Raw genomic sequence first — 11,486 nt, forward strand, 5'->3', positions numbered from 1 at the left:
GCTATAGCCTCCAGCCTGCTTACAATAATCGTCACCTCCGCCTCTAGCTCAACAGTCTATCTCAAGGAGGGATTGGTAAATCTCAAGGCGGCACTGACGTTGGAACCTTCAACCGCCTTGGGGGCTATCGCGGGGGCCTCTATGACCATAGGCCTGCCTTCGAACCTAGTTGAGAGAATCTTCGGATTCGGACTTATCGCTATTTCTCTGATCATGCTCGCTAGGACATTCGCACGACCCAGAGAGGAGGGCGAGGTGAAACACTGGGCCCTCGGTGTTCTCTCGTCGTTCTTCGCCGGCATGGCCTCGGGGATGTTCGGCATAGGAGGGGGTGTCCTCAAGGTGCCTATAATGAATCTAGCAATGGGAATGCCGATAAAAGAAGCTGTGGCGACCAGTTCCTTCATGGTGGGTCTCACCGCCTCCTCTGGGAGTATGGTCTATGCCATCAAGGGGTTCGTCGATCCCGTCTTGGTCCTTGGATTCGCGCTGGGAATAATACCGGGGGCCACTCTGGGTGCAAAATCGCTCAAGGGCATGAAATCCAAGTATATAAAGCTCATCTTCGCATTAGTGCTTCTCTACGCGGGGATCAAGCTCGTGGGATGGTGAGGTGATTATTTGGACGTTGATCTAGGGAATCTCCCCTCCTTCCTCAGGTGGGGCGTCATTCTGGGGCTTTCCGTGCTGGCAGCGGGTATTGCGATCGAGCACTTCTCTGGAAACTCCTTGATCAGAGAAGCAGGTCTCTTCCTTATAGTGTTGACTCCCGCGAGCTTCTTAGTGGCGCTTTCCTACAGGATGTTCACTGAGGGAGAGTACAAGATAGCGGTTCTTTCTCTGCTGACCCTATCTGTGGTGGTGATCTCAGCTCTCCTATCGCTGAGCTGAACTGAGCTGAGGTGATGAATTGCCCTCATCACCGCTCAAATCAGAAACCGGTAAGAAGGCCCTGAGACTGTCCATCAACTCCTTCTTCCAAGGCACATCCATGAGCTTCACCTTCTTCCTGCTTTATGCTTACGGTGTGGACAAGTTTGGTCTCTCTCCCACTGAAGTGGCCATAGCTATCTCAATAGGGGGTCTCTCCAGCGCTGTAACCCAGCCCCTCTGGGGATGGCTGGTGGATAGGTCTGCTAGGAGAAGGAGGTCCCTCATGTTGGCAGGTTACCTTCTCTCCGCTGTGTCCATATATTGGGTATACAACTCCCGAGCGAGCTTGGAGTTTTACGCGGCGGGAGCTATGCTCAACTCGTTCATGGGGATGTCGAACTCTGCATGGTTGGCGATTTTGGGTGATCTGACTGCATTGGAGGAGAGAGGAAGGATCTCTGGGGTGACCAGCACGTTCTCAACGCTGGGAACTGCGGTGTTTTCACCCATCGCTGGAATGGTCATGGATGCGTTCGGCTACTGGTTCGCCAGCCTGGTCGGCGTCAGCCAGTTCCTCTTGGCTGCTGGAACCGTATGCCTAATTCCTCACAGAGTACCGACACCTCAGGCCGCCGGAGAGGATGAAAGTGGTAGGAAGGGAGCAAAATCAGATCACGTGGGGGGAAGCTACAGGCCGTTCCTCATAGCCAGCGTTCTGTGGTCTTTGATATGGTCTCTAGCATGGCCACTCTTCTCTGTAGCTCAGATCAAGGTGTACGGGTTGAGTAAGGCGGAGATAGGTCTCATAAGCACCATTGCCAACGTCACAAGGCTGATCCTGCAGCCCTTGTGGGGGTTCATGGCTGACAGGGTAGGGAGGAAGATCCTCTTAGTGATGTCCCCAGCCTTCGCTGCAGCAATTCCGTTCTCATACTCGCTGGGGAGCGACCTCATCCACATCCTGATAGGAACAGCTGTGGGCATGGTGGGGTTCTCAATGTACTTCGTGGCCTCGCCAACCTACCTCTTAGATGCATCCTCCCCTGAGAGGCGCGGTTCAGCTGTCTCAACATTCAATGCCCTCACATCGCTCACCAACTCAGTGGCACCGCTAATAGGTGGGGCGCTAGGTGACCTACTCGGGGTAAGGGAGACCATGCTCCTGCTGGGGTTCACTAGGCTCTTCTCCAGTTTGTTTTTCGTCAAGATACCTGAAACGCTCAGAAGGGAGAGAGAAGGGAGGAGATTATGGAGAAGACTTCCTTTCTGACCCCTTCCACATCTTTAGACGCATCTATTCTTACAAGGAGTCCCTTGTCCTCGTAGTACTTTATTAGAGGGCTAGTTTCCTTGTTAAACACGTCCAACCTCCTCAGTATCTTCTCGTAGCAATCGTCGCTCCTCTGATAGAGCTTGCCGCCGCACTCGCATCTCCTCGCATCTGGTGGAGGATCATAGAAGACGTTGTAGGATCTACCACAACTCTCGCAGACCAGGCGGCCCATCATCCGTCGAAGGACGGTCAGCTCGTCGACATCGAAGAAGAGCACCGCTGTTAGGGACCTTCTCCTCGCGTTAAGGAACTTTTCAAGCCATTCGGCCTGTTCTAGATTCCTGGGAAATCCATCCAACACGAACCCTTTCTCCATGGCCTCTGACAGCCTCTTCTCCAAGACCCGATACACTATGTCGTCGGGTACCAAGAGGCCCCTCTCCATGTACCCTTTTATTGTCTCGCCAAGTTCCGAACCGCTCCTCACCTCCTCCTTAAGGAGTTCGCTCATGATCAGCCTAGGAACTTTGAATTTCTCGGAGATGAAGGCGCCTTGAGTTCCCTTTCCGGCTCCAGGCCTGCCTAGAAGCACGAGACGGAGCATCTCACCGCACACCTCTTCAGGTCAGGTTGGACACTGATGGGCTGGGTAGCGCGGGAAAGCGTATAAGTTCTTACCCCCAATCAGACATATGAACGATGAAGAGATGTTCCAATTTCTGATGGATCTGGTTCGCCTCGATACTAACGCAACAGAGAGGAAGAACTACTGGGAAGCAGCCCGGATGATAGAGGAGAAGGCAAAAGAGCTCGGATTGAATACCCATATTCATGTACACAGGGATGATAAGGGGGAGGTCCCCAACGTCATAGCGTGGGCCGATGTAGGGGCGGATAAGAACCTTATCCTCCTGTCTCACTACGACGTGGTGCCCGCTAGGGGTCCTTGGAAGCTCGACAGCAGAGAATTCGATCCCTTCGACCCCCAGAGGGTGGGAGGGAGGATATACGGAAGGGGAGCTGCAGATGACAAGTCAGCCATAGTCCTGAGTCTTTCGGCGGCTAAGAGGATTCTGGATAAGGGATCAGGCAGGTACAACCCTGTAGTAGTTGTGGTAGGGGATGAGGAAGTTGGAGGGACTGGTGTATTCGCTGTAGCCGAGAAGGGCTTTGAGGAGGTCGGTGTGAGGCCTGACAGGGTCGTGGTGATAGATGCCGCTCCCGATTTCGTGGGCATAGGTGCGAGCGGTGTGATCCACGGCGAAATAGTTGTGAAGGGGAGGGGAGGCCATGCTGGTAGGCCCTTCGCAGCTCTCAACCCGGTTCACCAAGCCATAGCCATAGCCAACGATCTGCTCACTGGTTTCTCACAGGAACATGCTTCCAGACTGTCGGTAGTCCCGGCACCCCGTGGATCCCCTGTCCCCAAGCTTTGGGGGAGGTTCAGCCTGACCATAATGAGGGCCGGCGACAAGCACAATGTTGTACCTCCGGAGGCGACTCTGGGGTTCGATATAAGGTTCATACCGGATGAGAAGAAGGATGATGTGATTGGGAGGTTTTTGGCTGCCGTCTCCTCTGCCGCAATCAAGTTCGGTGCCGAGGTAGAGGTCAGGTTCGAGGAGACCCTGAACCCTGGTTGGATGACCCACCCGGATCACGAGTTTGTGAGGGAAGTGCTGGACAGCTACGAAAAGTTCTTCGGGAGGAGGGATGTGGCCGGATCCCTCGGAGGTAATGATGGGTTCGTGTTCGCAGGTAAGGGCATACCAACGGTCTCCGTTGGAACGATAGAGGTGGAAAGCAGGGCTCACGGCGACTTGGAGAACGTCAGGGAGGATATAGTGATCAGGATCAGGGACCTGCTGGTGGACCTGATGTCCTGATCCATCCTCCCACATTGCCAGTTCATTTTATTATGAATCTAGGTGGCTCTATCCACTCACTTCCACACTTGGGGCATTTACTGGGCTTCCGTGGCTTCTTAAGGTTCCTGAACACGTACCCGCACTTTCTGCAGACCGGAGGTTCCATCAGGAGCGTCTTGCCGTACTTGGCCCTAACCGTCTTCGCTATGTGTTCCAAGTGTCTGTAGATCTCCCTAGCTTCTCTCGGGTCCATGCCCATCTCTCTGGCTATGTCGTCAACAGACAGCGGTTCCCCGGAGTTCATGAGGAGCTCTAATATCTTCTCCCTAGAACTCATCCAGCCTTAAGCTGAGCTCATTATTTAAGCTAGTTAGGGGATCCTCGGTCGATGGATGTGAAGGAGGAGAAAAGAAGGATCAGAGAGATTGTCTGGAAGAGGCTTGAGAGAGAGGGGGTAGCTCTCTTCCCGAAGCCCATAAGGGGACGCATCCCCAACTTCAAGGGAGCCGAGAGGGCCGCGATCAACCTCACCTTCCAGCCCGAGTGGAGGTCTGCTGAAGTCGTGTTCGTCAACCCGGACTCCCCACAGAAGTTCGTGAGGATGCTGGGCCTCATGCAAGGGAAGCTCGTGATAATGGCAACCCCTAGGCTGAGGGAGGGCTTCCTGATACTCGATCCCAGGGAGATAGTTCCAGCGAACTACGAGCGAGCGGCCACGATCAGGGGCGCTTTCAAGTACGGGAGGAAGGTGAGGCTCGATCTCCCCCGGATCGACATGAAGGTCACTGGATCAGTCGCCGTCGATCTGGAGGGAGGTAGACTGGGGAAGGGGCACGGGTTCTCCGACATAGAGTATGGTATATTGGGGGAGATCGGTGCCATATCTGAGGAGACGCCCGTAGCGACAACGGTGCACGAGCTTCAGATAGTCGAGAGAGTTCCGAGGGAGGAGCACGACATGCCGGTGTACCTGATAGCCACGCCAGAGAGAGTAATGAGGACCGGCGCTAAGGGGAGACCCTGCATACTCTGGGACGAGCTGGACGAGCGATTGTTATCCGAGATACCCTTGCTGACCCTACTCAGGGAGAGGCGCTGAAGACCTTACTCATGGGGAAGAGACCCTCGTGAGGACTCTTGAGGACCATGAGTGTGTGCGTCCTCTCTACGTCTGGATGCCTCGCTAGCTCGGTGACGAGGAACTTCGTCAATTCGTCCATGCTTCGGGCCCTAACCTTGAGCAGGATGTCATAATCTCCAGTGATTATGTGAGCTTCCTCTACCCACGGGAGATCGGGCCTAGATTCGGATTCGGCTGCTATGTTTTCTATGAAGATCTCTTGGTTAGATTTATCACCTACTGGCTTTCCCCTCCTTATCTGGACCAGGACGAAGGCAGTCAACTGGTATCCAAGTTTTTTGTAGTTTATTATCGCCGTAAATCCCTTCACATATCCAGATTCGACCAGTTTCTTGAATCTGGAGGTTAGGGTTGTCCTAGGAGCCTTAACTCTTTTCGCAAGCTCGGTTAGGGTAATCCTCCCATTTTTTATAATCTCGTCGAGTATGCGGGCATCCAGTTTGTCCATCGAGTTTTATGACGACTACGAAATTAAAATTTGGGCCTCAGGAGAGACCCATCAGAATGCCGACCCAGTACGCCATCCCGGCCAGTAGGAGCGCCAGCGATATCTCAATTGCCACCGTCAACAGGACGTATTTCCCAATTCTCAGCTCTGAGAAGAGGGCTGCGACAGTTGCGAGACAGGGTACGTAGTAGTTCATTGCTAGGGCCATGGACACAGCCTTGAGAGGAGTTATACCCATGGACCTCAGGGCCTCCACGGGGTCAGCTGCGCCGGTTATGCTGGAGAAGGTTATGAGGAGCCCTTCCTTCGCCACGAACCCTACCTCGAAGGCGAGAGCATACCTCCAATCGGGCAACCCTATGAGGGAGGTCACTGGAGTCAGTAGATTGCCTAGGATGGCCGCGTAACTCATAGATATGTCTCCTTGTGACAGGTAACCAGTGGGCCCGAAATTAAGGAGAAACCATGTGGTTACTCCAAGGAAGAATATGAGCAATCCCGCCTTCTTCACGAAGTGCTCCGTGTTGCTCCTCGCGTACCACCATATGACCCTGAGGCTGGGCCTGTGGTATGGAGGGAGCTCCATGACTAGGTCGGGCGCGTACTCCACCTTGAACACTAGCTTGTTCAGGACCTTTGACGTCAGTAGGTAGAGAACGAAGCTCAGGAGGTACACGGAGACTGTCAGGGCCGACTGCTCCAAGGGGTTCGTGAAGGCGGCGGAAGCGAGTGCCAGCAGCACAAGGAGGCGGGCCTGACAGGGGATGAGGGGCGAAGCCATGGCGGCAACCATTCTCTCTCGGTCATCGTCCATGGCTCGGGTGGACACTACGGCCGCTACGCTGCATCCCATGCCCAAGGCTGCGGGAAAGAAAGCTCTGCCACTCAATCCAAATCTCCTGAACAGATTGTCGAGGGACACAGCCGCCCTAGGGAAGAGCCCACTGTCCTGCATGGCGCCGAGAAACACGTAAGCCATCAGGAGGAGGGGAATGAAGGACGCGAGCGTGCCGATGCTTCCTATTATACCGTCGGAGACGAGGCCCACCAACCAGTCCTCGTATCCTATAGAGGTCAACCATTCCGAGAGAACGGAGGATAGCCAATCGAAGAGGGAACCTAAGATGCCAGATAGGCTGTACTCCTCCACGAGGACAGCTAGTTCGGTGTATCCCATGTGGTCTAAGAGTATGTTAAGCGGGAAACCGGTATTAACCGCGAAGATCAGGAAGAACGTGAAAAGAATCAGGAGAACTGATGCCACAGGACCCGCCACTGGATGGAGCATCAGCTGATCCAGCTTCTCGGTGAGGGTGGGGGCAGCCAGCCTCACCCTCGTCACGGTGGAGCTAACGATCTCGTCTATCAGCGAGTATCGGGAGCTTATGGCTATCCTCTCCGGATCCTCCCCAAGCTCAATTCTAGCCCGTTCCCTGATGGAATGCACTTTCCTAGCCAGTTCCGGATTCTCCTTCCTCAGCTCATCTAGAAGGACGTCATCTCCCTCTAAGAGGCGAACAGCGGCCCAACGACTCGGATATTTATCGAGAGCACCCTTATCTCTGATTAACCCCTCTACCTCGTGGATGAAGGTCTCCAGTCCGTTGTAGTCGACCCTGAGGGGGCAGGTCCTCACCCTTCCTTGGGCCACATCCAAGATCCTGTCCAAGAGTACACCCAAGCCGATACCCTTCAGGGCGGAAACTGGAACAACCGGAACCCCTAGCTTGGATTCCAGTCCCCCAGTATCTATATGTATTCCCCTCTTCTCAGCCGCATCTATCATGTTCAAAGCTATCACTGCCTTCCGGTAGAGTTCAAGGGCCATTACCGCGAAGTATAGGGACTTCTCCAAGGAGGTAGCGTCCACTACTATGACGATTACATCTGGCTTCTCCTCTACTATGAATTCTCTCGCTATTTTCTCCCCTATGTCCTGAGCGGAAAGGCTGTACGTTCCAGGGAGGTCAATTATCCTAAGAGCGATCCCGTGGTGTTCTGCTTTTCCCTCGGCCCTCTGGAGTGTGACTCCTGGCCAGTTAGCGACGTGAACGTCACCTCCCGTTATCCTGTTGAAGAGTGTGCTTTTACCCACGTTTGGAGAGCCCGCCAGCGCTACCAGCACCTCGCTCACGGGATCACCTCCACCCACACGCGGGAGGCGACGTTCCTTCCCAAGGCCAATGTCATCCCTCTAACCCTGAGGACGACTGGCCCCACTGAATTCGAGATAACCTCCACCACTTCTCCTGGGAGGAGGCCCAGCTCCATCAGCCTCCTAGCCTTCCCCCTGCCCACATTCATCGTTACGATGCGACCTCTCTGACCCGGTCTCAACGCGATTAGAGGCAGTAAGTTTCCGTCCATCGCCTCCCCTCCGAGCATAAGTTAGGCTAACCTAACTTCTAGGGGAGCTCACTGCTTTAAAATTTCGCGCCCCTCCTATGTCGAGAGGAGATCGGTAATCCCCTCCTTCTCATCCTAGATAGCCTTTCCTCGATCGTTCCCTTAGTAACTATCTCGTAAACATCTGCTACCTTTCCAGGAGCCCCCCTTACTACTCTCCCAACCCTCTGAGCCATCTGTCTCCTAGAACCAGAACCGCTGACTATGATAGCCACATCGGCGTCAGGCACATCGATGCCCTCATCTAGCACGCGGGTTGTCACTATTATGTTCACATCACCCCTCCTGAACCTGTCGAATATCTCGGCCCTGTTAGTTGTCTTGCCTATCAGAAGCTCGACCCTGTAACCTAGCTCCTTGGCCTTCCTGTATATCTCCTCGGCCTGATCTATGTACTCGGTGAATATGAGTATCTTCCTCCCCTCAAGGTCTCTCAGCAGATCCAGCACCTTTCCTACTTTAGCCTTCGCTTTGAGAGCGTACTTCTTCTCGATCAACCTCCTCTCCTCATCACTTCTGGCCATTAGAAGCTCCCTCGTCATCTGCCTCCTCTCCTCAGGAGAGAGCTCTACATATAATACGTGGTGCCTCACCGGAGCCAAGAATCCCATGGAGAGGAGCTGCTCGTAGTCCACCTTGTAAACGACCTCCCCGGACGTGAGGAATATGAGGTGATGGTTCCCGTCTGACCTCTCTGGGGTGGCGGATAATCCCAGCCTATACTTGGCCTTTGCCTTGAACGCTATTTCCTTGAACGTGGCAGCCGGTACGTGGTGGACCTCATCGAAGATTATCAGGCTGAACTTGTCGAATATTCCCTCTATGTGCTTGGCCACCGAGTTGTAGATTCCCACCGTGATCGGCCTTACCTCCTTCTTCCTCCCCGTGAAGATCCCCGGCTTGAATGAGAGTTTCTCTCTAATCAGTTCTGACCACTGCTTCGCTAGCTCTTCGGTCACCACGCAGATTAAAGTGCTCTTGGAGGTTCTGAAGATCGCCTCCAAGCCAACATAGGTCTTGCCAGCCCCAGTAGGCATGACCACGGTGCCGAACCTTCCGTTCCTCTCCCAGCTGTCGACCGCCTGCTTCTGGAAGTCGTAGAGGGAGAAGTCCTTGTATAGGGCCACATCCTGATCGGGCCAGTTCACCTCATCTGAGACGGAGTAGTTGTACCTCTTGGCTATGTCCCGAACTCTGTGATGCACGAAGAAAGGCCCTTCGAATGTAGTGTAGCTCTTCCTCTTCAACACGGTGAGCTCCTTTACCTGAATGTCCTTTAGAGTTCTCACGTAGTATTTCACCTTGGAGGTGAGTTCCAAGCTGCTTATGATACCTTCTTCAGGGTATGGTATCTCTATGACCATCTTCCTGCCTGCATCCCTCAGGATCACCACCCTCTTGGATGAGAATAGAGATTCTAGCTTCCTCAGATGCTCTTCCAGGTAATAGCCATTTATGGAGCCTAGGATGATGTCGTATGCCTTGAGGGGTCCCTCCCTAGATATGATCCTCTCCACCTCTCTCAGGTCAAGTAGAGCCAGCCCTCCCTCCATCCTGAAAGGTCTTCTGACCTCTCCGCATGGGAGAAATGCGAAATAGCCCTTATCCATCATCTCTCCCAGCTTAACGTCCACTTCAGCCTTGAACTCCTCCAGTTCTCTCCTAATTTCTTCATCCGGCACGTGAAAGAACTCTACTAGGACATCCCAGTTAGAGCACAGGGCTTTCCTCGGGTCGAATATCCAAGTCTTGGCCGAGGGATCGAAGCGGCATACCGACTTGACCTTCTCCTTCACCTCGTTGAAGAGACGATCGGGGACCGACCTCTCGTATATCTTACCGCCTACCTTGACCCTCACTCCTATCTACTCCACTATCCCCGTTATCTTACCCAAGCCTTTGGTCCTGCCCTCCCTGAAGACGAATGTATCCCCTACCCTCACGTACTCAGGCCTTCTGACGAACCTGAACACCACTTCAGCCTTGTCTCCCGTCCGAAGGTAGGGTTTTGGTGAATCTATGAGCTTCACGGGCTGTCTTATCGTCCTGAGCTGGATGACCGGTTCGTATCCTACTCGGATCGTCGTAGGGTGATGGAGCACCCTTATGTTCGCCCTGAAGGTTCTCACGGCCCTAGGCTTCGCGTCCACATCTAGGAGGACCATCCCCTTCCTGACCTCATCATAATCCACATTGGTAACTGCGAATGTGGCAAACTGGCCCGCAGAGACTCTCTCCACCGAGATCCTGCTCACATGGATGGACTTCACCCTGACGGTCCTAAACGAGCCATCGTCGAACGGTCCTAGGAGGGCCCTCTGGCCTACAGAGATTGTACCTGACTCCACCAACCCGGATATGACCAGCCCCACTCCCGTAACGTTGAACTTGTCGTCCACGTAGGTGAGGAATGGCTCCCTCTCCTTATCACTCCAGTTCAGCCTAGGGGGGAGGAGGTTGAGGAACTTCTTGAGTAGATCGAGCCCTTCTCCGGTGACGTTTGATACAAGGAATATAGGAGTTATCCTTCCGTGAGGCATGTTCCTAGCAGCCACAGCGCAGTCATTCTCGTTTTTCACCGGATACGGGATTCTGTTAACCCCGGGCAGCTTGAGATACTCGGTGACCTTTCTTATGTTGGAGGAGAGCACCTGTTTAGGGGTCATATCCACCTTCGTGATCACCACGAAGGATGGGATCTTGAGGGCCACCGAAATGCCCAAGTGCTCCTTGAAGCTCCCTATGGGCCCCGCGTTCCCAGCGACGACTATAGCCGTGTAGTCCGGAATAGAACCCAGCACGCCCTTCAGAGTGGTCCTGAGGTACTTCTCGTGGCCAGCCAAGTCCACCAGCGTTATCACCTTGGAGGACCTGAGGTATATCTCGGACTCGTTGTATCCCTCCAGCTCATCGTTTACCGATCTTCCCCTGTTATCGAATCCCAAGATGTGATAGGTGACCGATGAGGATCTCCTGTACTTAAGCTCATGGAGATACCTAGCGACCTGGCTCATGGCCAGTCCATCCCCGTCGTCGAGCATGCCGGAGACGAGGACTCCCTTCAGGGTAGACTTGCCAGCGTCCACGTTGCCCAAGAGGGCGATCGATATCTGGATCGGAGGCACATCTACAGTCTTCCTTATCAGGAGCTCGTACACATATCCTCTGGAGGCCTTCTCTCTCCTCACCACCATGTACCTCGCTCCCAGACTCTCTACAATCCTGTCCATGACCTCAAACGTCCTCCTAGCCTCGTCCTCGGTCAGTCCCACTGGGAGCCCGTCGTCCGATATTCCGAGCTCGTAGAAGGCCTCCCCTCCGCCCTCGTTTAGCCTGTAATTCAGCTGAGTTACGAGTTTGGCTATCCGCTCTTCCGACTGAGGATCGAGCTTTAGCTTGTACTCTTGATTTCCCTCTTCTCTCTCGGGCCCCAACCTAAATACGGACCACCTAGGCAGACAACCGGATCCCCTTAAA

Annotated in this window: 12 protein-coding genes; 5 read left to right on the plus strand and 7 right to left on the minus strand. The window is 53.9% G+C overall.

Annotation, left to right across the window (positions count from 1 at the left end; all coding sequences use genetic code 11):
- The 3 genes from QI197_07425 to QI197_07435 all read left to right on the plus strand — a co-directional run.
- On the plus strand, positions 1-612 hold a 612-nt coding region (locus QI197_07425; protein ID MDK2373189.1), incomplete at its 5' end, for a sulfite exporter TauE/SafE family protein.
- A 9-nt stretch (positions 613-621) separates the two neighbouring features.
- Positions 622-891, plus strand: coding sequence for a hypothetical protein (locus tag QI197_07430; GenBank protein ID MDK2373190.1), 270 nt, complete (start codon positions 622-624; stop codon positions 889-891).
- Between the two features lie 19 nt (positions 892-910).
- Positions 911-2,143, plus strand: coding sequence for an MFS transporter (locus QI197_07435; GenBank protein ID MDK2373191.1), 1,233 nt, complete (start codon positions 911-913; stop codon positions 2,141-2,143).
- On the opposite strand, the gene QI197_07440 is transcribed toward QI197_07435, so the two are convergent.
- A complete protein-coding gene (locus tag QI197_07440) occupies positions 2,094-2,750 on the minus strand; it encodes a nucleoside monophosphate kinase (GenBank protein MDK2373192.1) in 657 nt (218 codons plus the stop codon). The two genes, QI197_07435 and QI197_07440, sit on opposite strands and share 50 nt — an antisense overlap.
- A gap of 103 nt (positions 2,751-2,853) precedes the next feature.
- Between QI197_07440 and QI197_07445 the strand changes: the two genes are divergently transcribed.
- A complete protein-coding gene (locus QI197_07445; GenBank protein MDK2373193.1) occupies positions 2,854-4,032 on the plus strand; it encodes a M20/M25/M40 family metallo-hydrolase in 1,179 nt (392 codons plus the stop codon).
- Positions 4,033-4,054: 22 nt separating this feature from the next.
- Here QI197_07445 and QI197_07450 read toward each other — a convergent pair whose 3' ends face one another.
- The gene (locus QI197_07450; protein MDK2373194.1) at positions 4,055-4,351 is read right to left on the minus strand and encodes a transcriptional regulator; all 297 of its coding nucleotides are present in this window, start codon (positions 4,349-4,351) and stop codon (positions 4,055-4,057) included.
- Positions 4,352-4,402: 51 nt separating this feature from the next.
- Here QI197_07450 and QI197_07455 point away from each other — a divergent pair, with 51 nt between their 5' ends.
- A complete protein-coding gene (locus tag QI197_07455; GenBank protein MDK2373195.1) occupies positions 4,403-5,113 on the plus strand; it encodes a 5-formyltetrahydrofolate cyclo-ligase in 711 nt (236 codons plus the stop codon).
- Here the strand turns inward: QI197_07455 and QI197_07460 are convergent.
- Genes QI197_07460 through QI197_07480 form a run of 5 tightly spaced genes read right to left on the minus strand, consistent with a single transcriptional unit; the run spans position 5,097 to position 11,443 of the window.
- Positions 5,097-5,603 (minus strand): Lrp/AsnC family transcriptional regulator, encoded by a 507-nt coding sequence (locus tag QI197_07460; protein ID MDK2373196.1) that lies wholly within the window; start codon positions 5,601-5,603, stop codon positions 5,097-5,099. The genes QI197_07455 and QI197_07460 overlap by 17 nt on opposite strands.
- Before the next feature lie 37 nt (positions 5,604-5,640).
- A complete protein-coding gene (feoB, locus tag QI197_07465) occupies positions 5,641-7,737 on the minus strand; it encodes a ferrous iron transport protein B (GenBank protein ID MDK2373197.1) in 2,097 nt (698 codons plus the stop codon).
- Entirely contained in the window at positions 7,734-7,970 is a 237-nt protein-coding gene (locus QI197_07470; protein MDK2373198.1) for a FeoA family protein, read from the minus strand. Before QI197_07470 ends, feoB begins: the two co-directional genes overlap by 4 nt.
- A 56-nt stretch (positions 7,971-8,026) precedes the next feature.
- The gene (locus tag QI197_07475) at positions 8,027-9,868 is read right to left on the minus strand and encodes a DEAD/DEAH box helicase (GenBank protein ID MDK2373199.1); all 1,842 of its coding nucleotides are present in this window, start codon (positions 9,866-9,868) and stop codon (positions 8,027-8,029) included.
- A gap of 6 nt (positions 9,869-9,874) precedes the next feature.
- Complete coding sequence (locus QI197_07480; protein MDK2373200.1) at positions 9,875-11,443, minus strand: GTP-binding protein; 1,569 nt, start codon at positions 11,441-11,443, stop codon at positions 9,875-9,877.
- Between the last annotated feature and the right edge of the window lie 43 nt (positions 11,444-11,486).

Source organism: Thermoproteota archaeon (assembly GCA_030130125.1).
Taxonomy (GTDB): Archaea; Korarchaeota; Korarchaeia; order Korarchaeales; family Korarchaeaceae; genus Korarchaeum.